Source organism: Hyphomonas sp. UBA4505 (genome assembly GCF_002388685.1).
Taxonomy (GTDB): Bacteria; Pseudomonadota; Alphaproteobacteria; order Caulobacterales; family Hyphomonadaceae; genus Hyphomonas.
The window spans coordinates 949,212-975,323 of record NZ_DGMZ01000012.1; the positions used below are offsets into that span (position 1 = coordinate 949,212).

29 protein-coding genes are annotated in these 26,112 nt (G+C 59.7%); 10 read left to right on the forward strand and 19 right to left on the reverse strand.

What is annotated here, in order from left to right; all coding sequences use genetic code 11:
• Positions 1 to 9: 9 nt before the first annotated feature.
• The 7 genes from B3527_RS13700 to ftsE all read right to left on the reverse strand — a co-directional run bounded on the left by B3527_RS13700 (position 10) and on the right by ftsE (position 5,365).
• Entirely contained in the window at positions 10 to 573 is a 564-nt protein-coding gene (locus B3527_RS13700; RefSeq protein ID WP_206991678.1) for an HNH endonuclease, read from the reverse strand.
• Between the two features lie 140 nt (positions 574 to 713).
• Positions 714 to 1,361: a DNA-3-methyladenine glycosylase family protein gene (locus tag B3527_RS13705; protein WP_290480239.1), complete on the reverse strand. Its 648-nt coding sequence runs from the start codon at positions 1,359 to 1,361 to the stop codon at positions 714 to 716.
• Positions 1,358 to 2,377, reverse strand: a complete 1,020-nt coding sequence (locus tag B3527_RS13710) for a DUF2125 domain-containing protein (RefSeq protein WP_290480240.1) — start codon at positions 2,375 to 2,377, stop codon at positions 1,358 to 1,360. Before B3527_RS13710 ends, B3527_RS13705 begins: the two co-directional genes overlap by 4 nt.
• Before the next feature lie 19 nt (positions 2,378 to 2,396).
• Positions 2,397 to 3,137, reverse strand: coding sequence for a lysophospholipid acyltransferase family protein (locus B3527_RS13715; protein WP_290480241.1), 741 nt, complete (start codon positions 3,135 to 3,137; stop codon positions 2,397 to 2,399).
• Positions 3,138 to 3,156: 19 nt separating this feature from the next.
• Positions 3,157 to 3,747 carry a YdcF family protein gene (locus B3527_RS13720; protein ID WP_206991682.1) on the reverse strand — a complete coding sequence of 197 codons (591 nt, stop codon included), beginning with the start codon at positions 3,745 to 3,747 and terminating at the stop codon, positions 3,157 to 3,159.
• On the reverse strand, positions 3,744 to 4,613 hold the full coding sequence (locus B3527_RS13725) for a cell division protein FtsX (protein WP_206991683.1): 870 nt from the start codon (positions 4,611 to 4,613) through the stop codon (positions 3,744 to 3,746). The genes B3527_RS13720 and B3527_RS13725 overlap by 4 nt, the downstream gene beginning before the upstream one ends.
• Before the next feature lie 2 nt (positions 4,614 to 4,615).
• On the reverse strand, positions 4,616 to 5,365 hold the full coding sequence (gene ftsE / locus B3527_RS13730; RefSeq protein ID WP_206991684.1) for a cell division ATP-binding protein FtsE: 750 nt from the start codon (positions 5,363 to 5,365) through the stop codon (positions 4,616 to 4,618).
• A gap of 62 nt (positions 5,366 to 5,427) precedes the next feature.
• On the opposite strand from ftsE, the gene B3527_RS13735 reads away from it, so the two are divergent.
• Both B3527_RS13735 and B3527_RS13740 read left to right on the forward strand, forming a co-directional pair.
• The gene (locus tag B3527_RS13735) at positions 5,428 to 6,144 is read left to right on the forward strand and encodes an MJ0042-type zinc finger domain-containing protein (RefSeq protein ID WP_206991685.1); all 717 of its coding nucleotides are present in this window, start codon (positions 5,428 to 5,430) and stop codon (positions 6,142 to 6,144) included.
• Positions 6,141 to 6,671 carry a phosphoribosyltransferase gene (locus tag B3527_RS13740; RefSeq protein ID WP_206991686.1) on the forward strand — a complete coding sequence of 177 codons (531 nt, stop codon included), beginning with the start codon at positions 6,141 to 6,143 and terminating at the stop codon, positions 6,669 to 6,671. Before B3527_RS13735 ends, B3527_RS13740 begins: the two co-directional genes overlap by 4 nt.
• A 10-nt stretch (positions 6,672 to 6,681) precedes the next feature.
• On the opposite strand, the gene B3527_RS13745 is transcribed toward B3527_RS13740, so the two are convergent.
• Positions 6,682 to 8,712 carry an alpha/beta hydrolase family protein gene (locus tag B3527_RS13745; RefSeq protein ID WP_290480242.1) on the reverse strand — a complete coding sequence of 677 codons (2,031 nt, stop codon included), beginning with the start codon at positions 8,710 to 8,712 and terminating at the stop codon, positions 6,682 to 6,684.
• A gap of 73 nt (positions 8,713 to 8,785) precedes the next feature.
• On the reverse strand, positions 8,786 to 9,772 hold the full coding sequence (locus B3527_RS13750) for a 2-hydroxyacid dehydrogenase (protein WP_034814504.1): 987 nt from the start codon (positions 9,770 to 9,772) through the stop codon (positions 8,786 to 8,788).
• A 133-nt stretch (positions 9,773 to 9,905) separates the two neighbouring features.
• On the opposite strand from B3527_RS13750, the gene B3527_RS13755 reads away from it, so the two are divergent.
• The 6 genes from B3527_RS13755 to B3527_RS13780 all read left to right on the forward strand — a co-directional run bounded on the left by B3527_RS13755 (position 9,906) and on the right by B3527_RS13780 (position 14,090).
• On the forward strand, positions 9,906 to 10,409 hold the full coding sequence (locus B3527_RS13755) for an SH3 domain-containing protein (protein ID WP_290480243.1): 504 nt from the start codon (positions 9,906 to 9,908) through the stop codon (positions 10,407 to 10,409).
• Positions 10,410 to 10,500: 91 nt separating this feature from the next.
• Positions 10,501 to 11,028, forward strand: a complete 528-nt coding sequence (gene fabA / locus B3527_RS13760; RefSeq protein ID WP_206991689.1) for a bifunctional 3-hydroxydecanoyl-ACP dehydratase/trans-2-decenoyl-ACP isomerase — start codon at positions 10,501 to 10,503, stop codon at positions 11,026 to 11,028.
• Positions 11,029 to 11,107: 79 nt separating this feature from the next.
• Positions 11,108 to 11,923 (forward strand): enoyl-ACP reductase FabI, encoded by an 816-nt coding sequence (locus B3527_RS13765; protein ID WP_290480244.1) that lies wholly within the window; start codon positions 11,108 to 11,110, stop codon positions 11,921 to 11,923.
• Positions 11,924 to 12,007: 84 nt separating this feature from the next.
• Positions 12,008 to 12,664 carry an SDR family oxidoreductase gene (locus B3527_RS13770; RefSeq protein ID WP_290480245.1) on the forward strand — a complete coding sequence of 219 codons (657 nt, stop codon included), beginning with the start codon at positions 12,008 to 12,010 and terminating at the stop codon, positions 12,662 to 12,664.
• 110 nt (positions 12,665 to 12,774) lie between these two features.
• Positions 12,775 to 13,368 (forward strand): NAD(P)H-dependent oxidoreductase, encoded by a 594-nt coding sequence (locus tag B3527_RS13775; protein ID WP_290480246.1) that lies wholly within the window; start codon positions 12,775 to 12,777, stop codon positions 13,366 to 13,368.
• A 41-nt stretch (positions 13,369 to 13,409) separates the two neighbouring features.
• A complete protein-coding gene (locus tag B3527_RS13780; protein WP_290480247.1) occupies positions 13,410 to 14,090 on the forward strand; it encodes a nitroreductase family protein in 681 nt (226 codons plus the stop codon).
• 15 nt (positions 14,091 to 14,105) lie between these two features.
• Here the strand turns inward: B3527_RS13780 and B3527_RS13785 are convergent, their stop codons facing one another.
• From B3527_RS13785 to udk, 6 genes are all read right to left on the reverse strand, one after another.
• Positions 14,106 to 14,333, reverse strand: coding sequence for a hypothetical protein (locus B3527_RS13785; RefSeq protein WP_206991694.1), 228 nt, complete (start codon positions 14,331 to 14,333; stop codon positions 14,106 to 14,108).
• Between the two features lie 65 nt (positions 14,334 to 14,398).
• A complete protein-coding gene (locus B3527_RS13790) occupies positions 14,399 to 14,884 on the reverse strand; it encodes a hypothetical protein (RefSeq protein WP_206991695.1) in 486 nt (161 codons plus the stop codon).
• Positions 14,885 to 14,888: 4 nt separating this feature from the next.
• The gene (locus B3527_RS13795) at positions 14,889 to 15,200 is read right to left on the reverse strand and encodes a hypothetical protein (protein ID WP_206991696.1); all 312 of its coding nucleotides are present in this window, start codon (positions 15,198 to 15,200) and stop codon (positions 14,889 to 14,891) included.
• A 74-nt stretch (positions 15,201 to 15,274) separates the two neighbouring features.
• On the reverse strand, positions 15,275 to 16,111 hold the full coding sequence (locus B3527_RS13800) for a CAP domain-containing protein (RefSeq protein ID WP_290480248.1): 837 nt from the start codon (positions 16,109 to 16,111) through the stop codon (positions 15,275 to 15,277).
• A gap of 39 nt (positions 16,112 to 16,150) precedes the next feature.
• Positions 16,151 to 17,059 (reverse strand): 5'-nucleotidase, lipoprotein e(P4) family, encoded by a 909-nt coding sequence (locus B3527_RS13805; RefSeq protein WP_290480249.1) that lies wholly within the window; start codon positions 17,057 to 17,059, stop codon positions 16,151 to 16,153.
• Positions 17,060 to 17,119: 60 nt separating this feature from the next.
• Entirely contained in the window at positions 17,120 to 17,809 is a 690-nt protein-coding gene (gene udk / locus B3527_RS13810; protein WP_290480250.1) for a uridine kinase, read from the reverse strand.
• A gap of 108 nt (positions 17,810 to 17,917) precedes the next feature.
• On the opposite strand from udk, the gene B3527_RS13815 reads away from it, so the two are divergent.
• On the forward strand, positions 17,918 to 19,309 hold the full coding sequence (locus tag B3527_RS13815; RefSeq protein ID WP_034814487.1) for a pyridoxal phosphate-dependent decarboxylase family protein: 1,392 nt from the start codon (positions 17,918 to 17,920) through the stop codon (positions 19,307 to 19,309).
• Between the two features lie 11 nt (positions 19,310 to 19,320).
• Here B3527_RS13815 and B3527_RS13820 read toward each other — a convergent pair whose 3' ends face one another.
• On the reverse strand, positions 19,321 to 19,998 hold the full coding sequence (locus B3527_RS13820; protein ID WP_290480251.1) for a TetR/AcrR family transcriptional regulator: 678 nt from the start codon (positions 19,996 to 19,998) through the stop codon (positions 19,321 to 19,323).
• Between the two features lie 115 nt (positions 19,999 to 20,113).
• Here B3527_RS13820 and B3527_RS13825 point away from each other — a divergent pair, with 115 nt between their 5' ends.
• Entirely contained in the window at positions 20,114 to 20,800 is a 687-nt protein-coding gene (locus B3527_RS13825) for a DUF4386 domain-containing protein (RefSeq protein WP_290480252.1), read from the forward strand.
• 54 nt (positions 20,801 to 20,854) lie between these two features.
• On the opposite strand, the gene pnp is transcribed toward B3527_RS13825, so the two are convergent.
• The 3 genes from pnp to B3527_RS13840 form a co-directional block, all read right to left on the reverse strand.
• Positions 20,855 to 22,990 (reverse strand): polyribonucleotide nucleotidyltransferase, encoded by a 2,136-nt coding sequence (pnp, locus tag B3527_RS13830; RefSeq protein WP_034814482.1) that lies wholly within the window; start codon positions 22,988 to 22,990, stop codon positions 20,855 to 20,857.
• A 71-nt stretch (positions 22,991 to 23,061) separates the two neighbouring features.
• The gene (rpsO, locus tag B3527_RS13835; RefSeq protein ID WP_034814480.1) at positions 23,062 to 23,331 is read right to left on the reverse strand and encodes a 30S ribosomal protein S15; all 270 of its coding nucleotides are present in this window, start codon (positions 23,329 to 23,331) and stop codon (positions 23,062 to 23,064) included.
• A gap of 213 nt (positions 23,332 to 23,544) precedes the next feature.
• On the reverse strand, positions 23,545 to 25,797 hold the full coding sequence (locus tag B3527_RS13840; protein WP_290480253.1) for a TonB-dependent receptor family protein: 2,253 nt from the start codon (positions 25,795 to 25,797) through the stop codon (positions 23,545 to 23,547).
• Between the last annotated feature and the right edge of the window lie 315 nt (positions 25,798 to 26,112).

A 26,112-nucleotide genomic window follows, 5' to 3' on the forward strand; every position in this document is an offset into this window, starting at 1 on the left:
CCCCTTCGGTCAGCCTTCCAGTTCGATATCCCAATAGAGATAATCCATCCAGGTCTCATGCAGGTGGTTGGGCGGGAATTTTCGGCCAATCTCCTGAAGCTGGTAATTGTTTGGCCGCGCCGGGCGCCGCATCAGCTGCATGTCGGTATGCTTGAGCAGTTTTCCGCCCTTGCGAAGATTGCAGGGGCTGCAGGCGGCGACGATGTTTTCCCATGTTGTCCGACCGCCCTTGGAGCGCGGAATGACATGGTCGAAGGTCAGATGCTCCGACGTGCCGCAATAGGCGCACTCGAAACCATCGCGCAGGAAGACATTAAAGCGGGTAAAAGCCGGCGGGCGATCCTGCCGAACAAAATCCCTTAGCGCGATAACGCTGGGCAGGCGGAACTCCGTGCTCGGGCTGCGGACGACATAATCATACTCGGCGATGATATCGACACGGTCGAGGAACACGGCTTTCACCACTTCCTGCCAGGGCCACAAAGAAAGGGGATAATAAGAGAGCGGCCGAAAATCAGCGTTCAATACGAGAGCGGGCCGGCCGCTCGGGGGGGCCGAAATGATCTCAGCCATGGGTCACCTCCATGACACTGAGAAGATATGTCTGTTTGAACCGACTGAAGGCGTAGCTCCTTTTCGTCTCGCCCCTGCTTTAGGTGATTCACATAATGAGATTATGACAGTTGCGGCGTTTTGCAACGCTGTCCAGATGGTCAGGCCTGAGGGCTCGGCTGGGCCGCCTTGGCGCGCCGGTCGTTGATCCAGCCCCAGAGCAGATGTGCCGCCACGCCGCGATAGGGTCGCCAGCACTCGGCATGCGCAGTGAATTCCTTGATTTCCATACGGGTTTCGACCTCCAGAAGCAGCTTGTGCGCCTCCATCAAGCCAACATCACCCACCGGAAAAGCGTCCGTCGCGCCGACCGAATAGAGCAGGAACAATTCCGCAGTCCACGGGCCGATTCCCTTAACCGAGACCAATTCCTTGCGCGCAACATCCAGATCAGAAGTGCAAACACGCTCAAGGTCGAGCCTGCCTGTGGTCATCGCCTCGGCAATCGAGATCATGTGCTGAACCTTGGGGCGGGACATGCCACACGCCCGAATATCTTCGGGATCCGCAGCCAGAACAGCCACCGGCGTCACTTCGCCAAACATCGCCTGGGTGCGTTCCCAGATTCTGCCGGCAGCCGTAGTAGAGAGTTGTTGATAGGAAATCAGCCGGCAGAGCGCCGCATAGCAGGGTTCGCCCACCCGCCATTCCGGAGTACCCAGTTCGTCATAGGCTCTCGCCAATGCGGGGTCTGCAGCGGCCAGTGTCTCGCAGGCCGCGCTCAGCACCCGCCGCGAGGGCGCCGTCAATAGCCCGGCTCTGGCAGTGTGCCGACCGGGATCAGACCCATCCTCACTTCACTGTCCTTGATGGTGAAGGTCAGGAAGCCACCATCCGCAGATGAGGTTTCCAGCATGGTCAGCATGGCATTTTCCTGCTGTCCCAACTGGCCGGAGGCATCCAGCGCGTCGCGCAACTCGTCCGCACTTTCTATCCGCATGCCCAGAGAGCCATGCGCCAGGCCGTCATCAAACTTGATGTCGCCCTTTACGCCGAGATCCAGCGGGCCCCAATCAAGCAGACCTTGCGCAATTTCGACTGCGCCATCTTCCTGCACGAGCGCGCGATGGAAGCGTTCCGGATTGCCGCCGCTGCGAATCCAGGCCGGAAAGAAGCTGCGCACTTCGCCGATCAGACGTGAAGGTCCGATCGTGTCGCCAAGAAACTCTGCGCCTTGCGGGGCTGCATTGATGGTCAGCCGGTCCCATTGCAGGGCGATCATCAAATCATCTTCTGCGCCTTCACGCGGTTTCAGGTTCAGGGAAAACCCGGTTGTCGCATAGGTCTCGCCATCGATCAGCGCCGTCGCATTGCCCATTTGCAGGCCGATGCGCTCAATCGTGTCGCTGTTCCAGGAGAGGCTGGCGGCGGATGTCTTGTCCAGTGTCACGGTCTGACGAAGCCCGCCTGCCTCCGTTAGCAGGTTCCGACCCGGCGAATAGGCGATGACATGCTGCCAGTTCCAGGGCTGCATGACGAGGCGCAATTGCTCACCTTCCCAGCGGGGCGCACCGGCCGGCTGGTAGATCGGATCATTCACGACCAGCTCGAACCGATAGGGAAACCCGCCCAACGACTTGGAGGAATATTCAAGCTCAGCGCCATTGGCACGTTCTGCCGCTATCCATTCATCAATGCCCTTGTCGAGTTGGTCTTTCGCTATGAACCAATAGGCTGTCCATGCGCCGACGAGGATCAGCAGCAGGACAAATGGCGCATAGAGCCAGAACCGAGATTTTTTCCGAGAGGTGGAGGGCTCGACCATTGACGTGTCCTGAAGCGAGTTAGTGGGCGAGGCGACCCTGCACGGTACGGCCCTCGGCAACAAGAGCGTCTGATGCGGTCTCGAGTTCCGATTGCAGCCGGCTCATCAATTCCTTGCGTGGCAGGCCCGCCGGAATGGGCGGCAGGATCTCGTAGATGATCGTCCCCTTGCTGCGCTTCACTCCCCGACCCGGCCAACACAGGCCAGCATTTGTCGCCACCGGCAGGATGGGCGCCTCAATACCCTTGGCGAGCGCCGAAATACCGGCCGCATGGTAGGCAGGCTCGGCCCCTGGCACCGTGCGTGTCCCTTCCGGGAAGATCACGATCTGGCGACCATCGTCGGCGCGCTCCCTTGCAGCTGCGACCATCTTCTTCAGCGTTCTCGTATTCCCCGCTCGGTCAATCGGGATCATCGCCGCCTTCAGCGCATACCAACCAAGGAACGGATACCACAGCAATTCCTGCTTCAGGATGATCGCCGGTGCAGGCATCACGAGGAAAGGAATGAACACGTCCAGCATGCAATTGTGCTTGCCCGCATAAAGCACCGTACCACGCGGCATGTTCTGGCGGCCGCGTATTTCCACGCTGATGCCGCAAAACACTTTCAGCCCCCAAATCAGGCCGCGCGCATACAGGCTGATCGCCCAGAACGTCACCGATTTCGGCAACAGCAATGCCGGAAGGGCCAGCAGGCCCAGAACGGCCATCAGCCCGTACATCCAGATTACGAACAGGATCGAACGAAACATCATCATTGGACTACCAGATAACCGGTCATTCGAAGGTCGTCACGCGCCACTTGGCCCATTCGAGGAATACGCCCCGAAAGGAATCAGGATCGCTCCAAATTGAAGCGGGATCATTCACCGTGCGCACAGGCCACGCGACCAACTCGATATCGGGCATCGACTTTTTCAGCACGATCAGGCTGCGCGGCATGTGATAATCAGATGTCACGATGATCAGCTTCTTGTAGTCGCGCTCATATGCCCAGGCAGCGGTTTCCTCGGCATTGCCCCGCGTAGATTCAGCAACATAGCCAATATCCACGCAGCACGCCCACACATCAGCGGCGCCCCCCGCCAGAGTGATCAAATCTTCCACAGGCACATCCGGGTTCACGCCGGAAATGAGCAACCGTGCGCCACGCCCCTGCATTACCAGTTCCACGCCCGCAGCAATGCGCAGGCCGGACCCTCCTGTCAGCGCCACGATCGCATCGCCAGTGACTTCTGGTGAATGGTCAGCCTTCGCGGCGCGGTTCGCAAACAGCACAAAGTCCAGCGCCGCCAACAGCAACACCGCCACTCCGATCGCCGGCACCACACCGATACGTCGTTTCTTCAGTCGTTTTTCACCGCTCACATGACACTCTTCAGAGAACGGATGACAGTTACACGTGCTGCAAGGCGCGCAGCAAGTCCCGCAATCAGCGGGGTGATGATCAGAATGATCAGGTCCAGGAAATCCAGGCTCAGCTCAGGCAGCAGGCCGGTTCGCGCGCCGCTGGAATGGACCGCAAATATCATCGCCGCTGCTGCGCCGAGGGCGAGCAAGGCTCCTACTGCTCCTGCCCGAATGCCGAGCAACCAGAAGCGTCGCTCGAACAGGCCGGCAATGTACCGATCCCGCGCGCCTGCCAGATGCAGCACATCGACAATATCCCGACGCGCCAGCAACGCGGCATGTGTTGCAAAGGCGATCACGGCGACCGCCGTTGATGCCAGAAGCGCGACAGCCGTCAGCGCCACCAGCCGGGCAATCGCCAGCATGCGTCGAACATCTCCGGCCCAATCGGCATGCTCGTCCACAGCGTTTACAAATCCCGCCTCGGTGAGACGGCGCTCAAGTGTTGGCCCGATAAACTCCACATCCGGCTCGGCGGTGACCGCGATCAGCTGTGGCAGGGGCAGGCTTTCCGGCAAGCCCCGGCTACCAAAATTCGGCTCCAGCAGCGCATCAATTTCCGCTTTCGACAACAAACGCGCTTCACGAATGCCATCGGTCGACTCGATCAGCTTTCGCGCTGCTTCTGCGCCACGCCGGTCGGCATCCGGCAGTGACACGGTCAGCTCGCCTTCGACTTCTGCCGTCCAGCTGCGCGCCGCGCCATAGGTCGACTTCGCTGACAGCGTCGCCAGCGCCGCAAGAAAACACAGTGCCCCAACCACAAAGAACAGGGCCATTTCGCGCGCGTCCTCAAGCGGCAGGAGAGGAGTTTCCTTCGCCATGCCTATTCCACCGCCTTCGAAAGGTCTGTCCGCCGTCGTGCGGCCGGCCCATATTCCACATCCTGTACCAGCAGGCCGTGCTGCAGGCGAAACACCGGCGCCTCGACCTGCCGCACCAGTCCCAGATCGTGGGTCGCGATAATCACCGTCGTAGCCCGGCGCTTGTTCAGCTCAAGGAACAGCCGCATCAGGCGCGAGCCCATCTCCGGGTCGACATTGCCCGTCGGCTCGTCCGCAATCAGGATGTCCGGCTGGGTCACCACGGCGCGGGCGATGGCCACGCGCTGCTGTTCGCCGCCCGAAAGCGTGGTCGGCCGCGCATGCATCCGCTCGCCAAGCCCGACCCAGGCCAGCAATTCCTCGACATCGCTGCGATAGGTCGACTCTTTCCGGCCCAACACCCGCAGCGGCAGCGCAACATTCTCATATGCGGTCAAATGGTCCAGCAGGCGAAACTCCTGGAAGACAACGCCAACCCGGCGACGCAATGCCGACAGCTGATCTCGCGTCAAACGGCTCGTCGGGCGGCCAAACAGGGAAACTTCGCCCCGTGTCGGTTTCAGTGCGAGATAAAGCAGCTTCAGCAAGCTGGTCTTGCCTGCGCCAGAGGCACCCGTCAGAAAGCTGAATGATCCGGGTTTCAGGACCAGATCAATCCCGCTAAGGATATCCTCTGACGAGTCATAGCGCAGCGAAACACCATCGAGGCGTACGGCAACATCGTCAAACAGGTCGTGGCGGGAAAGAGTCATAGGCTCCTGTCCTGTGCGCGGGCGAATGGATTATTGGGGCGAATTGCGGGAAACACCAAGACATGATCCTCACCTGTCCCAATTGTGAAACCCAGTATTTCGCCGATGACTCAACAATCGGTGAAAGCGGACGCACTGTTAAGTGCGCGGCCTGTGGCGGATCCTGGTTTGTTGAACCAAAACATCTGGACGAAACGGTCCGGCGCACCCCCGCCGCGGCCCACGAGATTTATCGCGAAAAAGTCCGCGAGCAACGCCGTCGCAAGAGCCGTACGGCCGCCTTGCTCTCCTGGTTGGTCACCGCAGGCCTGTTCTTCTCCCTCGGTGTTGGGGCCATCATGTACCGCAATGAAGTGGTGAAGCTCTGGCCGCAGGCGGGCAGCATTTACAAACAGATCGGGTTCAATGTGAACCGGTTCGGGCTCGACTTCGAAGATATCCAGCGCAGCCGCACCTTCAATGACACGGTCCCGGTCGTCACTGTGGCAGGCAAGGCCCTCAATATTTCGCGCTCTACCGTCGACACGCCAGCGGTGCGCGTCGACCTGAAAGACGAAATCGGCGCCGTGGTTGCCACCAAGTACGGCCGCATCCGGCCTGACCAACTGGCGGCAGGCGAATCGGGAACATTTCAGGTTGTCGTCGAACAGGCGCCGATGGAAAGCTTCGAGATCGAACTCAAATTCGTCGATCTGTCCGATATGCCCCCGCGGGACGATACCCCGGATCCTACCACTGAAGACCTCATGGCCACCGAAACGGAAACGCCCGCCGAATGACCGACCTGCCCAAAATCGAAGTAATCGTGCCTGAAGACGAACTGTTGGCCCAGATCGACAAGCTGGCGGACACGCTGGCCCCGCGCCTGACGGGGGAGTGGACGATCGTCTCGATCCTGATCGGGGCCACACCCTTCACGGCGGATCTGATGAAGGCCCTCGCCCGGCGCGATATCCACCCCACCCTCGACGTGATCTGGCTGGAATCCTATCGCGACGCGCGCGAAAGCTCGGGTCGCGTGGTCGTGCGTGCAGACCTTGCCCGGTCCGTGAAGGACAAGGGCGTCATCATTCTGGATGATGTCTACGATACGGGCCGCACGCTGGCCTTTGCCAAGACCCATTTGCTGTCCAAGGGCGCGCGGGAAGTTATCACCTGCGCTCTGACCCAAAAGCCCTGGGCCCCACGCGGCGCAGACGGCGTCGACTATTGCGCCATCGATGCGCCGGGCCGCTACCTGGTCGGCTATGGCATGGACGATGCCGGCAAATACCGCGGCCTGCCCTATATCGGCGCGCTGGACTAGGGCCGCCTGGCTAATTCACCGGCAGGTGCGTCTCCAGAAAGGCGAGGATCTCGGTGTAGTAGGTCAGCTCGTCTTTTTCAGACATATAAGAATGGTCGGAATCTTCGAGTTCCACATACCGCACGGGCTTGCCCTCGCGGTCGAGCGCCTTCTCCATGAGTTCGGACTGTTTCGGCGGCACAACTTCATCGTGCGTCCCGTGAATCAGTAGTACGGGTTTGGTTACCTTGTCCGCATTTTCCGCAGGGGATATCGCCTTCAGCATCTCACCGTCCGATCCAGGTTGTCCGATATGCTGAACCCAATATTTGTAGGTCTTGGAATAGCGCCCGTATTGAAGACGTTCCCATTGCAACATTTTGGCTAGATCACTTGGACCTGCCCCTGACACGATGCACTGGTAAAGTTCTGGTGTCTGTGTCGCTGCTGCCAAGGCGGCATATCCTCCATAGGAATAGCCGACGATACATGCATTTGCTGGCTCCGCGAGACCTTGAGAAATCAAAAACGCATACCCGTCTTCGATGTCTGTTTGCGTCGCCGCACCCCATTCCCTCCGACCCATCTCTGCAAATTCACGCCCGAATCCGGACGATCCCCTGAAATTGGGTTGAAAGACCTGATAGCCTGCAGCAACAAGTACCTGAACGTCTTGGCGAAAATCAAAGTAGTCCCTGGCTTCAGGGCCACCGTGCGGTAATACGATCAGCGGGGAGGTGCTGGCCGCAGATTCTTGCCGAGGGCGCGTCAGGTATCCTTCAATCTCAAGCCCGTCCCGGGCCGTGTACTGAACTATCTGAGCCGATCCAAATAGTTTTCCATTCAGTATTTTTTTCCTGGCGCCAATCTCAGTAATTGCCGACGTCTCAGCGTCATATAGATGATATGATCTAGGCCTTGTCGGACCGCTGACCCCAAGCAGCCAAGAACTTCCCCCGTCTCGCACCTCTAAGAGGTGAATATTGGCCAGTCTGCCAAAGCGCGCCTTCAACCCATCAAAATGAGCTTGAAGGCGTTGATCAAACATCTCAACCGTCTTCATCGGATCGAAGTAGACAATGCCCAACAGGCTCTGAGTGGTGGGGTCGAACACGACGTCTTCGATGTCGATGCCAGTTTTGGAAGCAACAGTCTCCAGAATCTCATCCATCTCGAAATCATAGAGATAGACTGCAGTAAAGTTTTCTTCAGGCAGCCGTGTCGCGATGTAGTAGGTTGACGGCGACGGGCCGGGATGGAGAATTTCAAAATCACCCGCAATGTCACTGCGCTCATCCGCACGCACACTATAGGACCAACGTTTCTCCCACGTTATTTTTCCCGAGGTTGAAACAGTACGCGCGAACACTGTCCGCGTTCTACCTTTGTTGCTTCGATCTACTCGTAAGGCAGGCACACCGTCCCTATCCGTATACCAAGCCACAGTGTAGTAGTCCCCGTTCACGATGCGCTCATAGCTACCATCTCGGATGTCCACTTTGAACAAGTCCAGGTCGCCATAGATGTTCGACGGCATGAGGATGTGATTTGGCTCCTCAGGAAGGAGGTCCGTGACGTTCGCGATACTGTAGTAACTGTTCCGTGTTTTCCAGTTGGGAAACAGCATCGTGGAGGTCCCGTCTAATGGGCAATAAGACACCAGCCGGGTAATGACAGTGGCTCGCCGTCTCCAGAGTTTGGATCTTCCCGCTTCCTGAATGTCATGCTCGATGTCGCGGCCATCATCCGCGTCAGAATTTCCGACACCCGTCATCGAAATCAGAAGACAGTCATCGTTTACCCACTCAATCCAGTTCACTGTAGCGGGACCCAAAGGCTCCAATACCGGCTTCGGCACATTCGCCGAAAAATCAACCGTTAGGATGAAATCCAGTCCATTCGCTTGTTGGATGCCCGCCAAATATCGACCCGACGGGGAGAGAGTCGGGAGCGAGTAGTCTGCTTCGCTCAGGAATTCTTCAAGCGTTGGAGGAGCGGGTTCCTGCGCAACCGCATGACCGCAAACAAAAAAAGCGGCCAAAACCGCCAGAATACGCAACACCAGATCAGCCCTCCCGGAAGACCCGTAGACTGGAAAACCAGCGCAATCAGGTCAACCGGAAATGGAGGAAAAACTACAAAATTGCGGGGATTACGCGGTCTGGTGGGCGGTGGCCGTCGGCGAAGGTCTTGATGTTGATGATGACCTTCTCGCCCATCTCGGTACGGCCCTCGATCGTGGCCGAGCCCATATGCGGCAGCAGAACGACATTCGGCAGGCCGAACAATTCTTCATTCACTGTCGGCTCGCGCTCGAACACGTCGAGCCCCGCCCCGGCAATCTTGCCCGCCTTCAGCGCGCGGGCCAGCGCTGCCTCATCGATCACCTCGCCGCGGGCCGTATTCACGATATAGGATTCCGGCTTCATCAGCTCGATCCGGCGGGCATTCATCAGGTGGAATGTTGCGGGCGTGTGCGGGCAGTTTACCGAGACGATGTCCATGCGCGCGAGCATCTGGTCGAGGCTGTCCCAATAAGTCGCCTCCAGCAATTCCTCGATGCGCGGGCTGACCGGTTTGCGGTTGTGATAATGGATCTGCAAGCCAAAGGCTTTTGCGCGGCGGGCAACCGCTTGACCGATACGCCCCATGCCGATGATGCCCAGCCGCTTGCCGGCGAGTCGGCGGCCCATCATCCAGGTCGGCGTCCAGCCGTCAAAGCCGCCCGTATTCATGATCTGCGCACCTTCGAACAGGCGGCGCGGCACTGACAGGATCAGTGCCATGGCGACATCCGCCGTATCATCGGTCAGCACGCCGGGCGTGTTGGTCACGGTGATGCCGCGCTGTACGGCACTCTGCACGTCAATATTGTCCACACCCGCGCCGAACTGGGCAATCAGGCGCAACTGGTCCCCTGCCCGGGCCATGATCCGGCCGTCCAGTTTGTCAGTTACCGTGGGTACCAGCACGTCGGCGGTCTGCATCGCCTCGACCAGTTCCTCCTGCGTGAAGGGGTGATCATCATTGTTCAGCCTCGCATCGAACAATTCCTTGAGGCGCAATTCGACCGGCGCCGGGAGTTTTCGGGTGACAACGACTTTCAACTTCTTCGCGGACATAGGAACTCTTTTTGCAAATATTCTCATTCGGGCCTTAGCAGAGGGATCAGGCCGCGCCAACGCTTCATATTTTACACAAGATTCATTCGGCTATGGAATTCTATCCCCTCGCAGACATGGGAAAAGACTGCACATGAAGTGGGCAGCCATTATTTTAACCGGACTCGTCTTTGCTTGCGCTTCGGCACTGGCTGAGGGTCCGACCTATGTGCGCGTGAGCAAATTTTCCGGAAAGGAAGTCCCGCGCTTCGAGACCCTGAAATACAATGCCGTGAATGGTCGGGCCGGCCCCAGCCGCGATCATCCGATCCTCTGGCGCTACGAACGCCAGGGCTTGCCCCTGCTGATCATCAAGGAGAGCCAGAACTGGCGCCGTGTACGGGATCCGTCCGGCTCAGAAGTCTGGGTCCATGCCCGCATGCTGGAACCGGAAGCCAAGGCCATGGTGCAGACCGACACGATCCTGCATCACGCGCCGAATCCGGAAAGCGCAGAGGTCGCCCGCATAGAGGCGACCGTCTTGGTGGAGCTCGGCAAATGCGCGGACAATTGGTGCCGCATCGAAGCCGGAAACTATAAAGGCTTCGTCCCGGCTGCCGCCCTCTGGGGCGTAACGACCAGCGAAGCCACCCTGTAAGCAAGGGCAGTCTGGACACCCTCTCCCTGTTGACAAGCCGCGCGGCACAGGCTCGTAAAGCCTCTTGCGCTGATTGAACAAGGGAACCGCCATGTCCGGACCGCACGATTACCACACGCCCCAATCCTCCTACTCCAAGGAAGACCTGCTGAAGTCAGGTGCGGGCGGCTATTTTGGCCCGGGCAATGCGCAATTGCCGATCCCGCCCATGCTGATGATGGACCGGATCACAGAGATCACCATGGATGGCGGCCAGTTCGGCAAGGGCAGCGTGATCGGCGAACTCGACATCACGCCAGACCTCTGGTTCTTCGAATGCCACTTCCCCGGTGACCCGGTCATGCCCGGCTGTCTTGGCCTTGATGCCATGTGGCAGGCCGTCGGCTACTGGCTCGGCTGGTCCGGCAGCCCCGGAAAGGGCCGTGCGCTCGGCGTCGGCGAAGTGAAGTTCACCGGCGAGATCACGCCCGACAAGAAGCTCGTCCGCTATGTCATCGACATCAAGCGCGTGCGCCGCGGCAAGCTCAATCTCGGCATCGCCGATGGCCGCGTCTATGTCGATGATGAGCATGTCTACACCGCGCTCGACATGAAGGTCGGCCTGAAGAACGTCCTCTAGCGCTGCGCCTGCTTGACGTGAGCAAGCGGGCTGCCTAGCCCTGATGACACGATGAAATTTGAACAAGGGAGATGCCGCGATGGCTGATGACTGGACCCCGCCGGCAGGCGACCTGATGAAAGGCAAGCGCGGCATCGTGATGGGCGTCGCCAACCAGAACTCCATCGCCTGGGGCATCGCCCGCCAGCTGGCCGCCCAGGGCGCCGAGATCGCGTTCACCTATCAGGGTGACAGTTTGGAGCGCCGCGTGCGCCCGCTGGTCGAATCCATCGGCATGGACACGATGATCCCCGCCGACGTCACCGATGATGCATCGATGGATGCCGCGTTCGACACCATCAAGGACAAATGGGGCAAGATCGATTTCCTCGTTCACTCCATTGCCTTTGCCGGCAAGGACGAGCTGCAGGGCTCGATGGTCGCCAACACGACCCGCGAAGGCTTCCGCCGCGCGATGGACATTTCGGTCTACAGCTTCATCGATTGTGCCCGCCGCGCCAGCGAGATCATGCCGGATGGCGGAGCGATGATCTGCATGACCTATCTCGGCGCCGAGCGCACCGTGCCCTCCTACAATGTCATGGGCGTCGCCAAGGCCGCGCTCGAAGCCGCAACCCGCTATGCGGCGCGCGACCTCGGTCCGCAGGGCATCCGCGTCAACGCGATTTCCGCTGGCGCGATGCGTACGCTCTCCCTGGCCGGCATTCGCGGTGGCAAGAGCCTGATGGGCACCGGCCGCGACTGGTCGCTGCTCAAGGAAGATACGCGCATGGAAGGCGTCGCCGGCGCGGCGCTCTACCTGCTCTCCGAACTCGGCCACTCGGTCGCCGGCGAAGTCCACCATGTCGACGCTGGTTTCCACGTCGTCGGCGTGCCGGATTTGCCGGAGGACTAGCCCTCCTCACCTTGCTGTGATCGCCCGGAACTCCTGCCCGTCTCTCCTGTTGGTCTGGCGAACCCATTCTGACAGGAGACTTCCATGTCCAATATCTTCCTCATCGGCGCCACGGGCGGCGTCGGCAGCCGCCTGAGCCCGAAACTCGTCGAGGCCGGCCACACGGTCAAAGGCCTGCACCGCAAACCTGAACAGGCAGATGATCTGCGCAAGCAGGGCGTCGAGCCCGTTCTCGGCAATATCATCGACATGACCGCAGACGACCTCGCCAGCGCCATGAACGGCTGTGATACGGCCGTCTTCTCCGCAGGCGCCGCCGGCAGCGGCCGGGACAAGACGACCGCGATTGATGGAGAGGGCCCGGAAAAGCTGATCGAGGCCGCGCGCGCCACGGGCGTGAACCGCATCTATCTCGTCTCAGTCATCATGGATGCCGGGCGCGACCGCGACACGAGCGATGATTTCGAGCACTATATGGCCATGAAGCGCCGCGCCGATGCGGCCCTCGCCACCAGCGGGATCGACTATGTCATCCTGCGCCCTGGCACGCTGAAAGATGATGACGGCGATGGCAAAGTGATGGCGGGCCGCGCGATCACCTATGGAGACGTCGCGCGCGGCAATGTCGCCGCCACGCTCGCGGAGCTGATCGGCGTGCCGGAAATCACCAATGAGATCATCGAACTCACAAATGGCGAAACACCCGTCTCCGATGCCGTTGCCCGTCTGAAACGCGGCTGACACGCAGGGCGAACCCCATGCTGGCGAATTGCACCCCACACCGTTTGGGCTTGCCATCAGATCCGTATTGAACAATAAACGTATTGTTCAATCGTATTTGGGGGGCTCTCATGCCAGCACGCATCTTTCTCTGGGTCGGCCATCCACGCGCTACATCGCTCAGCCACGGCATGGCGGACGCCTACCAGCGTGGCGCAGAAGCAAACGGTGCCGAAGTCCGACGCATGAACCTGTCGGACATGGTCTTCGACCCGGATCTCACCGAAGGCTATCACGCCCGCAAGACCCTTGAGCCATGCCTTGAAGCGTGGCGGGAGAACTTGCTCTGGGCCAATCATGTCTGTTGGGCCTATCCGCAATGGTGGGGCGGGATGCCCGCCAAGATGAAAGGCGTGATCGACCGCAGTTTCCTGCCAGGCTTCGCCATGAAATATCACGAGAAGGACCCCTTCTGGGATCGCCTGCTGGCCGGACGACGGGGCGATGTGCTGATGACGTCCGACGCGCCGGTCTGGTTTGACCGGCTATCCAATGGTCGCGCCGCCAAGTTACAGGTGCAGAAGCCCGTCATGAGATTTGTCGGCATACATCCCGCACGCATCCTGCAGGTCGGACCGGTGAAGACGGCCAAGGAGGCGACGCTCTCAAAATGGATGAAGCGGGCCGAAAGGCGCGGCGCTGATGCCGCCCGCCGGTCCCGCTGATGTGAATTGCGTCCGCCCGTCATCCTGCTAACACGGGCATCATGAAAACCAGTACCGAGACCCATGTCCCGCTCAGCGGCTTCCCGTCTTATCCCGAAGACGAGATGCGAAACCGCGCCCGCGCCTTTCACGAATCTCTGGCGACGCGCCGTTCCGTCCGCGCCTTCTCGGACAAGCCCGTCCCACGCGAAATCATTGAGGCCTGTGTCGCCACCGCCGGGTCGGCCCCATCCGGCGCCAATCACCAGCCCTGGTTCTTTGCCTGTGTGAACAGCGCGGAGAAAAAGCGCGAAATTCGTCAGGCTGCCGAAGCTGAAGAGCGTGAGTTCTATTCAGGGCGCGCCGGGGAAGACTGGCTCGACGCGCTCGCGCCGATCGGCACCGATGCCGACAAGCCCTATATGGAAATCGCCCCCTGGCTGATCTGTATCTTCGCCCAGCGCCGCGGCGGCGTGCAAGCGGGAGAAACCCGCAAGAACTACTACATCAACGAAAGCGTCGGCATCGCCACGGGTATGCTGATGACCGCCTGTCATCAGGCCGGCCTCGCCACCCTTGTCCACACGCCCAACCCGATGAAGTTCCTGAACGGCATTTGTGATCGTCCGGAAACGGAAAAACCCTTCCTGATCCTGGTTGCGGGCTATCCAGCCGACGATGCCATGGTGCCCAAACACGCTCTGGTGAAAAAGCCACTGGATCAGATCATGCGCGTGTTCTAGCGAGCGAACGCCAGCTCAGTGTGGAACGATCATGCATTTTCCGGTGATGATGGCACCGCTGGAAATCGAAACGCCCGGATACACGATGACGTCTGGGCCCAGTGTAACGTTCACGGCCTGAAAATCAGGAGCCACCCATCCCCCAGCGCTTCCGTCAGGGTTGGTGTATCGGACAGCTTCAATTTTGCGTCCGTCGCTCTCGGTAAAGACAACTGTTCGGCGGCTTGCGGTTTTGGCAGGCATTCGAATCACTCCGATGTCTATCGAAGAGAATCACGATTTGGGAGTTTTGTGAATCCCGGACCGGTTTAATCTTCGCACAAACGGAATTCTGCGCCTGGAAAGCTTTCTACAATCTTGCATAGATCCGGAAAGCTCCACAGCATGGCAAGAATACCTACACACATGGGAAGGAGCAGGTGGAAAATATTGTACAGCAACTTTGCGGATGCCGCCTTGCGCTGCACACTTTCCCTGAGGCGCGCATAGACCGGGTTTTTGAAAAGACCCTCACCATCTTGAGATGACGTCGCCTCTTGAAAGGCCTTCTCCATCCCCGCCTTGTCCATTACGAACAGCGCAAATATCAAGCTGAAAACAGCTTGGGCGATTGCAAGAAATGCCCCCGCTTGAATAATCCCAAGCGTTAGGCCCTCCACTTCCAAATCGAATATGGATACGGGCGTGGAATGGTTTCCTGACAGTTCCGCTACAAAAACGATCGCAGAAAATGTGTAGGTGCGATTGGTCAGATCCCGGAACAGACTTGCGAAATACTCGGACGTGAGGTTCATGCAACTACTTGCTGTGGTCAATTACATCTATGCGTTTTCGTGGCTGTCCGGGCTTACAGATAAAGCTGGTTTGCACGAGCTTCCTGCCATTTCGGCGATGCTTCGATTTAGATGCCTCGAACTGATGGAGGAAGTGACCCTCCCGGAGTTCGTGGGCAATAGCCCCTTTTTTTGGAAGTTCCTCAAAATCATGCGGTGGACAGTCACATGTCTGCCCTTTCGCGATGTAATCGCGGACGACTTGCTTTTTCTCCGTTTGCATATCGCCGGTATCCACATCCGACGAGAATTCCTTTTTCACAAACACATCAACCATGGTTAACCCTCCTGCCTCCGGACATGAGGCCAGAAATAGAACGATAATTCAACCCTACAGAATTCGGTAGGGTTCTAGCCGCCCACGGTCACAGCGGGACCGGGCAGGTGGATTGTGTAATAGCTTCGCGGCTTCTCTCCCGGTTTGCGGCCTTCGGCGGCAATGTGGATATCGCCCGATATACCCGCCGGAATACCCTGCCCCATTGGCAGCACGTCGCCGCTTGGCAATTCGGCCGCGAACTCGCGGAACTTCCAGCCGTTGAGCACGGGCATCTGCCGCAACCGGTCCCCGGTACGCATCCGCACGGGCACGTCCCGCGCAAGGCTGCCCGACAGGTTCAGGAAGTTCTGCGTCACCCAGACACCCGTCTCGGTCCGCACCACGCCCATCGATACATGGGTGGCCTGTTCGCTGAGAATGTTTGCGCGATGGCCGGGGCTGTCCATGAGGTTCTGGTGCAGACGTTTCACGGCCTGCCGTTCCAGATTCCAGCGCCCCCGGACAATCTCGATCATGGCAACATTTTCAGCTGAATACTGAATGATTGCCCGCCGGTCGAAGGCCGCGATGCGGTCCTGCGGTTCGCGTCCGTCCGGTCCGACATGGCCGAAGAAATCATTATACGCCATGTCGAGACTGTGAAAGCGCGCCGTATTGCGCAGCGCCGCGCGATTGACCAGCGGCGGCAATCCCGCCTCCTTGCGGGCGATATTGGTCAGCCTCAGGAACTCGCCTTCCATGCGCGCGTCGAAGGCATAGCCCTCCGGCAAATTCCCGAAGCAGGGCCCCACCTGCTCGACATAATCGGCCACTGCGATGCCCCGCCCCGTGAGGGCAAGGTCACAGGCAAATGCGGGCAGGCCAGCGGCAAGCGCCGCAAGGCCGACGAAAAGAGTGCGCAGGATCATGTCTTGCGCACTATATCCGCGCCAACATGAACAGAAGTGTTACGGCCGTTCAGGCCATGGCTGCAGCTGGTCGCGTTTCATCTGCACTCGTTCGTCTTCAGGCAGGCTGTAATCATGTCCGAATGGCGCGCTTTCCCAGCTGCCATAACCCGGATTCGGCAGGGCAATCCATTCCCGGCCCCACTTGTCCGCATTCGCCTCATATACGGCCTGCCGTTCTGCCGGGCTGCCTTTATAGGAATCGGTGAAGTCGCCCAGATTGTCGCCCAGCATGAGCAGGATCCGATAATCCTTTGCCACCACGGCCCAGCGCGTTGCCTTGGCCGAGCCCCAATCGTCCTGCTCGCCCTTGGTCAGCAACGTGTCGACATTGCCACCCATTGGGAAACCGAGTGCCCGCAGATTCCGTGCGGTCCCCACTTCCGTCACTGCGTCGCGATTGGTGACGTAGAATACTTTCACACCCTTGGCCGCAGCCGCGCGGGTGAAGTCCACCGCGCCCGGCACGGCTTTCGCCACACCCGCGCTGGCCCAGGCATTCCAGCGGTCGGGGCTGAAAGGCTCACCCGCCAGCACATCCGCCGCCGCATAGGGCGTATTGTCCAATACGGTCTCATCGGCATCAAGGATGATTGCCGGGGGAAGATCCTGATAGGCCTCGCCCTGCAGGTCCGGCGCGGCGGTCCATTCCGGATCAGCCAGCGCCTCGTCCAATCGCATCGCCGCCAGCGCATAGATGCCGTCAGTCGTGGCCTTGTACTCTACCGCCTGCTGCGCCCAGAGCGTTGCGTTCAGCCGATCATCCTGTGCCGGACCCGTTTCAACAATGACTTCGCGCTCGACCACCACTTTGCGGACAGGTTCGGAGCCTTCATCAACATAGATACAGGCAGACAGGACAAATGGCGCCGCCAGCCCTGCAACAAGAAATGAAAGCCTATGGGTCATGACGGTCTCCTGTTCCGATGCAGGCTGGTCATACCAGACTGGCCCCGAACCGGAAACGGGTCAGATCGCGCCGCAATTCTGCAGACGCGCCAGCACCGGTGCGATCATGCGTTCGATGGCTTCTTCGGTCGGGCGCACATTGCCATAGGCCGGCAGGCCTTCATCGGCAATCACGAGGTCGGCCTCGAATTTGGCCGGATAGGTCCATTGGTAATGCGCCGCGCGCACCGTGCCGAGATATTGCTGAAGTACACTTTCCAGCGAGCGACCGCGCTCGGTCACGTCGCGGCGAATTCGCCGTGCGAGGCGCAGGTCGTCTGGCGTGTCCACATAGACCGACAGATCAATCAGGGAACTGATTTTCGGGAAGGACAGCGCGTGGATGCCCTCCAGGATCAGGATCGGCGCAGACTTGATCTCGCGTGTCTTCTCGCTGCGGTCATGGCGCTCATAATCATAGATTGGCTGCTGGATCGTCTCGCCGGCTTTCAGCGCGCGCAAATCCTTGACCAGCCGGTCGGCTTCTTTCGAGCGAGGTGCATCATAGTTGATGCCCGCAACAAGTGCCGTCCATTCTTCCTTGTTCCCGGGCTCGCCATAATGGCTCATCGGATAGTAATACGCATCCTCACCAAACAGGACCGCCTGCCCCTCAGGCAAATGTTCCAGCAGGGCTTCGGCCAGCGTTGACTTGCCAGATCCGGAGCCACCGGACATGGCGACGAGGAATTGCTTGCGCTTTGTCATCATGGCTCTGGGTGTAACGGCAAACCCCGGCTGGCTTCAACGAAAAAAGGCCGCCGCCGCACTTCCTTTGCCACGCACAGTCCCGTTAGATGCACGCTGGGGAAATTCGCCATGACTGATCCACTCGACCGCGCCACATTCCATGCCCGCCGCTGGCTGGACAGCCTGCCTGACCGGCCCGTAGGCGCCACGGCCACCGCGCGCGACCTTCGCGCCGCCCTGTCTGGCCCGCTACCGGAAACCGGGCGAGACGCCGCCGCCATTATCGATGACCTTGCCACGCACGCCGAGCCCGGCCTGCATGCCAATGCCGGGGGACGATTCTTTGGTTGGGTGATGGCAGGATCACTTCCTTCGGCACTTGCTGCCGACTGGCTGGTGTCGGCCTGGGACCAGAATGCGGGTATGTTCACCGTTGCACCCGCCGCAAGCATGATTGAAGAGATTGCTGGTGAGTGGCTAAAGCAACTGTTCGACCTGCCGCAGACATCCTCCTTCGCGTTCACCACCGGGTGCCAGATGGCGCACGTCACCGCGCTGGCAGCGGCACGGCATGGCGTGTTGCAAAAGGCCGGGTGGAATGCAGAAAACGACGGCTTGTTCGGCGCACCGCGTATCCGCATCCTAACCAGTGAAAACAGGCACCGCTCCCTCGACAGCGCTATTCGCCACCTCGGTCTTGGACAGGCATCCATGACAGATGTCGCCATCAACCCCATGGGCGACATGCGCGCAGATGACCTTGCCCGCCATCTTGCCGAATGGGAGGGGCCAAAAATTGTATGCCTGAACGCGGCAGACCTGAATGTCGGCACATTCGATGATTTCCGTACATTGATTCCGATGGCCCAGGCCGCTGGCGCATGGGTGCATGTCGACGGCGCGTTCGGCCTGTTCGCCCGCACGAGCGACCGCCTCAAACACCTCACAGACGGCATCGACTTCGCTGACAGCTGGGCAACCGACGGTCACAAGTGGCTGAACGTACCTTATGATTGCGGCTTTGCCATTGTCCGCGATTCTGAGGCGCACCGCGCCGCCCTGTCACTCAGTGCGGCTTATCTCTCCCCCAGTCAGGACGTGCGTGATCCAACGGATTGGAACCTCGAACTCTCCCGCCGGGCACGCTCCGTGCCTGTTTACGCCGCACTTCAGGAACTTGGCCGTCAGGGCGTCGCCGACCTTGTTGACCGCTCATGTGCGTATTGCGCCGAAATTGTGAATGGGATCGGCGCCCTGCCGAACGCTCGCGCCCTGAATGACCCGATACTCAATCAGGGTCTTGTGCGGTTTGAACACGAAGGCGCGAGTGCGGAAGAGAATGATGCGTTCACCGACGAGATCATTCGCCGGGTGAACGAAAAAGGTAAAGCTTTTTTCTCCGGCACGACATGGCAGGGTCAACGCGTTATGCGCGTTAGCGTCGTCAGCTGGCGGACGAATGAGGGGGATGTCGCGCGAACAATTGCGGCTGTACGCAAGGCGCTGACGGAAGATGGGTAGTTTGTGCGACCCTAGTTACGGAGTCGCTCCAGTCCACCCAGCAACAGATCAAGGGTGAATTCGAACTCTGTCTGGCTGTCGCACCACCCCATAGCCGGCTCGTCGGATTGATGCATCTCGGACGCTACCATGGCCGAGAGGTAGGGCAGATTTTCTGCCATCTCCTCAAACTCCGCCTGCGTCTTTTGTGTGTCCAGGTTTCCACCCGACACCGGCGGACTGAACAATTCCTGCGCAAAGCCAAACAACAGACTTCCGAGCGCGTGCAATGCACGATGGGCCGTTTGATAGCTGAAGCCATTGTCCACAAACAATGCAATCACCTGATCCACATAGAGGTACATGGACGGTGGTATGGACTGCCGCGCCGCAAAAAGCGCAGGCGTCCATGGGTGACGCATCACCACCGTGCGAGCGGCCAGACATCTGCTGCGCAGGTCCGATTTCCAGTCCGCCATGCATGATGCCGGACGCTCATCAACGGCGGACGTGATCTCATTTGCCAGCGCCTCGGCGAGTCCATCAAGCAGGCCTTCCTTGCCTGGAAGATGGTGATACAGGGACATCGCTTCGACGCCCAACTCTTTGCCGAGGCGCCGCATGCTCAGACTTTGCAGGCCTTCGCGATCAACCAATGTCATCGCGGCATCAAGCACGCGCGTGTGCGTCAAAGGCTTCCGTGTACTCATTGCCAGCCATGTCTCCTTTCGGGATCCATTTGCCTTTGTGGCGATGGCACTTGCAAGACTCTTGCACTGCATGGTAGCACATGGCGTAGACTTACATTGTAAGGTTTAAACAAGTATGTCCGCCTTGCCCCCCTCCCTTCGACGCGATGCATGCCTCACTGGCCTGTTTTACCTGGGCCTCGGTTTGACCGGCGGCGCCGTTTTCATGGCGGTTCGACCTCAGCTTTTTGCGGAAGATGATCCTGTTCAAACGCTCGCCAATCTGACCGGGCAGGAAGGCCTTGCCCGCGTCGGGATCGCGCTGGAGCTTGGGTCCGCCATCTTCCAGGCGTTGACGGCGGTATGGTTCGCCAAACTGTTCAGTCACATCGACCGGCATGCCGCGAGCGTTGTGGCACTCTTCGGCATGGTCAATGCGATCGCGACGCTCGCCAGCTCGGTGATGTTGCGCGCGGCACTCGACACAGCCTTGGGACACAGCAGCGCCGATCCGGCAATCAGCCATCTGTTTGTTCTGACCAGTCACCACTTCTGGGCCGCAGGCGCCATCTTCTTTGGGCTCTGGTTGATCCCAATGGGTTGGATCGTCCTGAAGGGGCGCTTCGGCCCTCGCCCGCTCGGCTGGATACTTATCCTTGGCGGAATCGGCTATGTCGCGAGCGTGTTTATCGCAGTGCTCGCACCGCACGCAGGCGCTTGGATCGGATTACTCACGATTCCACCAACAATTGGCGAATTCTGGATGATCGGACTGTTGTTCTGGAAAGGCCTGCGCAGAACAACCAAGTACGATCAAAAGTAAAAAAGGCCGCTCCGGAGAGCGGCCTTTCGTATCCTGTTGCAGGAAAAGGAAATCCTATTCCTCTTCGCCGCCCTCATCCTTGGCAAGTTCCTTGCCCGTGGTCTGGTCGACCACTTTCATGGACAGGCGCACTTTGCCGCGATCATCGAAGCCCATCAGCTTGACCCAGACCGTGTCGCCTTCTTTGACGAGGTCTTTCGGATGGTTCACGCGCTCGTTCGCCATTTGCGACACGTGCACAAGGCCGTCCTTCGGACCAAAGAAGTTCACGAAGATACCGAAGTCTTTCAGGCCAACGACCTTGCCTTCGTAGATCTCGCCGATTTCCGGCTCTGCGACGATCTCCTTGATCATCTTCAGCGCCTTGTTGATGGATTCCTTGTCCAGCGCAGAGACCTGCACCGTACCATCATCATCAATGTTCACCTTGGCGCCGGACTCTTCCACGATGCCGCGGATGACCTTGCCGCCAGACCCGATCACGTCACGGATCTTGTCGGTTGGCACTTTGACGATTTCCATCTGTGGAGCGTTTTCCGACAGGCTGTCGCGGGACGTATCCAGCGCTTTGCCCATCTCACCCAGGATGTGCATGCGCCCACCCTTGGCCTGCTCCAGAGCCGTGTGCATGATTTCCTTGGTGATACCGGCGATCTTGATGTCCATTTGCAGGGACGTCAGGCCTTTTTCGGTACCGGCCACTTTGAAATCCATGTCGCCGAGATGATCTTCGTCGCCGAGAATGTCGGAGAGAACCGCCACGCCGTCAGCTTCCTTGATCAGGCCCATTGCGATGCCCGACACAGGACGGGTCACCGGCACACCGGCATCCATCATGGCGAGGGAACAACCGCAAACCGTTGCCATCGAGGACGAGCCGTTGGACTCGGTGATCTCGGAGACGAGGCGGATCGTGTACGGAAACTCTTCATGCTTTGGCAGGACAGCCTGCAGCGCGCGCCAGGCGAGCTTGCCGTGGCCGGTCTCGCGGCGGTTGGTACCGCCCATGCGACCGGTCTCGCCCACCGAATATGGCGGGAAGTTGTAGTGCAGCATGAATTTGGACTTCGACGTGCCATCAAGGCCGTCGATGAACTGCTCATCATCGCTGGTGCCGAGCGTGGCCACACAGATCGCCTGCGTTTCACCACGGGTGAACAGCGAGGAACCATGCGTGCGCGGCAGGAAGCTGGCAATTGCCTCGATCGGGCGAACCTGATCCAGCGAACGGCCATCGATGCGCTTGCCGGTTTTCAGGATGTCGCCGCGAACAACGCTTGCTTCGGCTTCCTTGAAGGCAGACTTGAACGTCTCGCCAGACATTTCGCCCGGCTCTTCTTCGGTGCCGACGAGCGCAGCCTTGGCCTTTTCGCGGGCTTCGCCCACAGCGGCCTGACGCTCCAGCTTCTCGGTCATCGAGTAGGCGGCGGAAAGATCTGCGCCGACCAGTTTCTGGATTTTTTCCAGTTCGGCCGAGTGATCTTCGGCTTCGAAGTCGAACGGTTCCTTGGCGGCCTGTTCGGCCAGGTCGATGATCGCATCGATCACAGGCTGGATCGATTCATGACCCGCCATGACAGCGCCGAGCATGACTTCTTCGGACAGTTCATAAGCTTCCGATTCCACCATCATCACGGCGTCGGCGGTGCCGGCCATGACGAGGTCCAGTTCGGACTCTTCGAGTTCTTCGATCGTCGGGTTGATGATGTACTCACCATCCTTGTAGCCCACGCGCGCTGCGCCGATCGGGCCCATGAAGGGCGCGCCGGACAGGACAAGCGCCGCAGAGGCACCGATCATGCCGATCACGTCCGGATCGTTTTCGAGATCATAGGACATCGCGGTCAGCACGACCTGGACTTCGTTCTTGAAGCCTTTGACGAAAAGCGGGCGGATCGGGCGGTCGATCAGGCGAGACGTCAGCGTCTCTTTCTCGGTCGGGCGGCCTTCACGCTTGAAGAAGCCACCTGGGATGCGGCCCGATGCGTAGTATTTTTCCATGTAGTTGACGGTCAGGGGGAAGAAGTCCTGGCCCGGCTTCGCGCTTTTCGCAAAACATGCGGTCGCGAGCACTTTTGTATCGCCATAGGTCACCATGACGGCGCCATCGGCTTGGCGGGCCACCTGGCCCGTTTCGATCGTCAGCGTGCGGCCGGCCCATTCCAGCGACACAGATTTCTTGTCAAACATCAAAATGTCTTTCTTTTTCACATACGAAAAGCCCGCCGCGGCCCTATTGCCCGGCGGGCTTGATTTTGTGCCTAGCGGCGAATGCCGAGGGCTTCGATGAGTTTGGCGTAGCGCGCCTCATCCTTGCGCTTGGTGTAGTCAAGCAGCTTCCGGCGGGTTGCGACCATGGCCAGCAGGCCCCGGCGGGAGTGGTTGTCTTTCTTGTTCGTCTTGAAGTGGTCGGTCAGGTTGTTGATCCGTTCGGTCAGGATCGCGACCTGCACTTCTGGGGAACCGGTATCGCCAGGCTTTGTGGCGAATTTTTCGATCAGTTCCTGCTTCTTCTCAGCGGTAATCGACATCGTGTATCTTTCTTGCAATCGCCTTGCGGCGGGTTTCGTCTAAGCGCCTGAATTGGCGGGGGTTTTGGGTGAGTATCTGAGGCCTCAGGCCACGGCCGGGATGTCGTCCAGCCGGGTCAGGACCCGATATCCCACCACAAGGGGCGGCTTATGGCTCATTTTCCCCCGAAATGAAAGGCCCTCAGGTGAGGTTTGGCGCAAAAGCGCCGGTGCTTAGAATCTCACCTCAAGCCCGACCAGAATCTCCTGCGGCTTGCCGGGGCGCAGGCCGGCCGGATCGATGGAGGCGACATAGGTCTCGTCGAACAGGTTTTCCGCTTTCACGCGCAGGCGCAGCGTCTCGGTCAGGTCGACCCAGGCCGCCGCATCGACCAGCCAGCGTGCATCGATCCGCTCGCCTGCCGGAATGGCGCCCTGCCCCGCCCGCGCACGCGCTTCGGAGACGTGATTGGCGGAGAAATCCATGCCCCAGCGGCTGGCTTCGATGCCCGCCATCAGGGTGATCTGCTGGTCCGAGACATAAGGCAGCTCGTCGCCCGCCTCGACATCGCCCCACGGCTCATAGCTGCTCTCGAAGCCAGACTGAAATTCGGCATCTGTCCACGTATAGACGAGGCCGACCGGCAGTGAGAGCGAGGTGTCGAACAGCGCCGCCGCATCCCAGCTCGCCGTCAGTTCAAGACCCATCACGTCCACATCGCCGCCATCGAACTGGTCGCCGATCGTGCAATTGCCACCGGACGAGGCGGTGCAGGTACCGAGCAGGTTCGAATAATCATTGAAGAAGGCAATCGCCTCGACATCGACGCCCTCTTTCGAGAAGCGTCCGCCGGCTTCCCAGTTCACGCTCTCTTCGGCATCGGCCTCGGTTGCGCCGGGGCTGGCAATCGCAAAGCCGCGATGCACACCGGCCAGCAGGGTCACGTCCTCGTTGAGTTCGTAAAGCGCACTTAGACCTGGCACAACGACCTGGTCATCCAGGGTCCGCACGCGCGTCGGCCCCGCCGCACGGGTCGGGTCTGCCGTTGAATAATCCTCGCGCGTCAGCTCATAATCCTCAAAGCGCGCGCCGCCGGTCACGGTCAGCTTGCCGATGCTGACCCGGTCCTGCAGGAACAGGGCAACCGCTTCACCGCTGGAGATGCGGTTGGCATTGCTGCCCGCCGCGCCCGCACCGGTCAGGATCAGGCGTCCGCCTTCAAGACGATAGGCATCCTCTTCCTGAAACCGGTCTTCCTCGTCCTCATGCACGCGGATACCAACAGTGACATCATGGTCGAGGCCGCCAAACGCGGTCTGCCAGTTGAGCGTGGTTTGCAGGCCTTCGCTGTAATAGGCGCGGCGGTTGGCGCGGTAGACGATGGAATCGTCGAGGCTGGTAGCGCCGGTCGCCAGGCTGTACTCGGCCGAATAGGTCACCGGGTCGGCCAGCACGGAGGAAATTCCCGTATCGCCGCTCGCGCCCGTACCATCGGCGCTGATACCCTGCAGCTTGTACCAGTTGCGGGCAAAGTCGTGATGATAGGCAATTGTCGTCAGGTTCAGCGTTGGCAAGAATTCAATCTTGTGGGTCAGCTGGAACAGCTCATTCTCGCCCCGGAATTCATCATCCGCGCTCGCATCATAGCGGCGATAGGGGTTGGCCTCGAAATCTTCCAGCGTCAGGCCGAAATAGGTCTCGTTGGAGGTCTCTTCGCGCGTCTGGTATTTCAGCTCGACGCTTTGCGGCATCGGGCCGTCATCCTTGTACGCGCCGACTTTCAGCATCAGATCATCAGCGTCGAAGCCCGTCGGCCCGCCATTGTCCAGCTCCTTGAACCCGTCAGTCTCGTCGGTGAACACTTCGATCAGGCCGCCCAGTTTCCAGCCTGCGCCGACCTCCGCCCGTCCGCCCGTCCAGGCATGGACCCGCTGGCGATCATTGGTGCCAAAGAATGCCTGTGCAAATCCGGACGTCTCTTCCGGCACTGGCGTCGAGAACAGGTTCAGTGCGCCGCCCGTCGTGCGCGGACCATACAGGATCGCGGCGGGCCCCTTGGTCACTTCCACGGCGCTCATCCGCGCTGTTGTCGGGAAATAATAGGCGGACGGCGAGGCGTAGGGCGCCGGCGAGATCGGCACGCCGTCTTCCATCAGCACGATACGGGACGAGCGATCCGAGCCAGACCCGCGCAGGCCGATATTCGGCCGCAGGCCATAACCGTCCTCTTCCTGGATGTTCACGCCCGGCACGACGCGCAAGACGCGCTGGATATCGCTCTGGGCCTGCGCCGACAGGTCAGCATCCGTCAGGAAGGAGACCGACCCGGCCACTTCGTCCACCGCATCCGTCGAGCCTGTCACGACAATCGTCGACAACATCCGGTACGGGTTCTGCTCACCCGGCGCGGTGGCATTGTCAGCATAAGATGACAGGGATACGAGCGCGCTGGAGGCCAGCAGGACGGAAAGACGGGAAAACGGCATGAGGGATACCTATTGATATTGAGAATGAGTTGCGGGTCTTTAAGAGGATGCCACGCCCCAAAACAACCTGCATTTGACATTCACTCGCACAAACTTGCCGCGTATGTGCTTTCCATGCCACGCTCGGACTCATGTGAAGCGGAAGCTGCTGCGCGCTTCGCTCGTCCCCTCCCCCGCCTCTCCGGCGCATGTCAGAGTCTCGTCCGGCAGGCTTCAGCAGGACACCCCGGCATGCGCCGAGGATACGGTTTGTGGGATAGAGATCATTCTCCTCCGATGACCCCTGCGCAGACAGGGGTCCATCTCGGGACTTCT

What these genes read in the sequence shown, in the direction of transcription:
- B3527_RS13700 (WP_206991678.1), bottom strand. Translation starts at nt 573, where the DNA reads ATGGCTGAGATCATTTCGGCCCCCCCGAGCGGCCGGCCCGCTCTCGTA.
- B3527_RS13710 (WP_290480240.1), bottom strand. Translation starts at nt 2,377, where the DNA reads ATGGTCGAGCCCTCCACCTCTCGGAAAAAATCTCGGTTCTGGCTCTAT.
- B3527_RS13715 (WP_290480241.1), bottom strand. Translation starts at nt 3,137, where the DNA reads ATGATGATGTTTCGTTCGATCCTGTTCGTAATCTGGATGTACGGGCTG.
- B3527_RS13725 (WP_206991683.1), bottom strand. Translation starts at nt 4,613, where the DNA reads ATGGCGAAGGAAACTCCTCTCCTGCCGCTTGAGGACGCGCGCGAAATG.
- ftsE (WP_206991684.1), bottom strand. Translation starts at nt 5,365, where the DNA reads ATGACTCTTTCCCGCCACGACCTGTTTGACGATGTTGCCGTACGCCTC.
- B3527_RS13735 (WP_206991685.1), top strand. Translation starts at nt 5,428, where the DNA reads ATGATCCTCACCTGTCCCAATTGTGAAACCCAGTATTTCGCCGATGAC.
- B3527_RS13740 (WP_206991686.1), top strand. Translation starts at nt 6,141, where the DNA reads ATGACCGACCTGCCCAAAATCGAAGTAATCGTGCCTGAAGACGAACTG.
- B3527_RS13750 (WP_034814504.1), bottom strand. Translation starts at nt 9,772, where the DNA reads ATGTCCGCGAAGAAGTTGAAAGTCGTTGTCACCCGAAAACTCCCGGCG.
- B3527_RS13755 (WP_290480243.1), top strand. Translation starts at nt 9,906, where the DNA reads ATGAAGTGGGCAGCCATTATTTTAACCGGACTCGTCTTTGCTTGCGCT.
- fabA (WP_206991689.1), top strand. Translation starts at nt 10,501, where the DNA reads ATGTCCGGACCGCACGATTACCACACGCCCCAATCCTCCTACTCCAAG.
- B3527_RS13765 (WP_290480244.1), top strand. Translation starts at nt 11,108, where the DNA reads ATGGCTGATGACTGGACCCCGCCGGCAGGCGACCTGATGAAAGGCAAG.
- B3527_RS13770 (WP_290480245.1), top strand. Translation starts at nt 12,008, where the DNA reads ATGTCCAATATCTTCCTCATCGGCGCCACGGGCGGCGTCGGCAGCCGC.
- B3527_RS13775 (WP_290480246.1), top strand. Translation starts at nt 12,775, where the DNA reads ATGCCAGCACGCATCTTTCTCTGGGTCGGCCATCCACGCGCTACATCG.
- B3527_RS13780 (WP_290480247.1), top strand. Translation starts at nt 13,410, where the DNA reads ATGAAAACCAGTACCGAGACCCATGTCCCGCTCAGCGGCTTCCCGTCT.
- B3527_RS13785 (WP_206991694.1), bottom strand. Translation starts at nt 14,333, where the DNA reads ATGCCTGCCAAAACCGCAAGCCGCCGAACAGTTGTCTTTACCGAGAGC.
- B3527_RS13790 (WP_206991695.1), bottom strand. Translation starts at nt 14,884, where the DNA reads ATGAACCTCACGTCCGAGTATTTCGCAAGTCTGTTCCGGGATCTGACC.
- B3527_RS13795 (WP_206991696.1), bottom strand. Translation starts at nt 15,200, where the DNA reads ATGGTTGATGTGTTTGTGAAAAAGGAATTCTCGTCGGATGTGGATACC.
- B3527_RS13800 (WP_290480248.1), bottom strand. Translation starts at nt 16,111, where the DNA reads ATGATCCTGCGCACTCTTTTCGTCGGCCTTGCGGCGCTTGCCGCTGGC.
- B3527_RS13805 (WP_290480249.1), bottom strand. Translation starts at nt 17,059, where the DNA reads ATGACCCATAGGCTTTCATTTCTTGTTGCAGGGCTGGCGGCGCCATTT.
- udk (WP_290480250.1), bottom strand. Translation starts at nt 17,809, where the DNA reads ATGATGACAAAGCGCAAGCAATTCCTCGTCGCCATGTCCGGTGGCTCC.
- B3527_RS13815 (WP_034814487.1), top strand. Translation starts at nt 17,918, where the DNA reads ATGACTGATCCACTCGACCGCGCCACATTCCATGCCCGCCGCTGGCTG.
- B3527_RS13820 (WP_290480251.1), bottom strand. Translation starts at nt 19,998, where the DNA reads ATGAGTACACGGAAGCCTTTGACGCACACGCGCGTGCTTGATGCCGCG.
- B3527_RS13825 (WP_290480252.1), top strand. Translation starts at nt 20,114, where the DNA reads ATGTCCGCCTTGCCCCCCTCCCTTCGACGCGATGCATGCCTCACTGGC.
- pnp (WP_034814482.1), bottom strand. Translation starts at nt 22,990, where the DNA reads ATGTTTGACAAGAAATCTGTGTCGCTGGAATGGGCCGGCCGCACGCTG.
- rpsO (WP_034814480.1), bottom strand. Translation starts at nt 23,331, where the DNA reads ATGTCGATTACCGCTGAGAAGAAGCAGGAACTGATCGAAAAATTCGCC.
- B3527_RS13840 (WP_290480253.1), bottom strand. Translation starts at nt 25,797, where the DNA reads ATGCCGTTTTCCCGTCTTTCCGTCCTGCTGGCCTCCAGCGCGCTCGTA.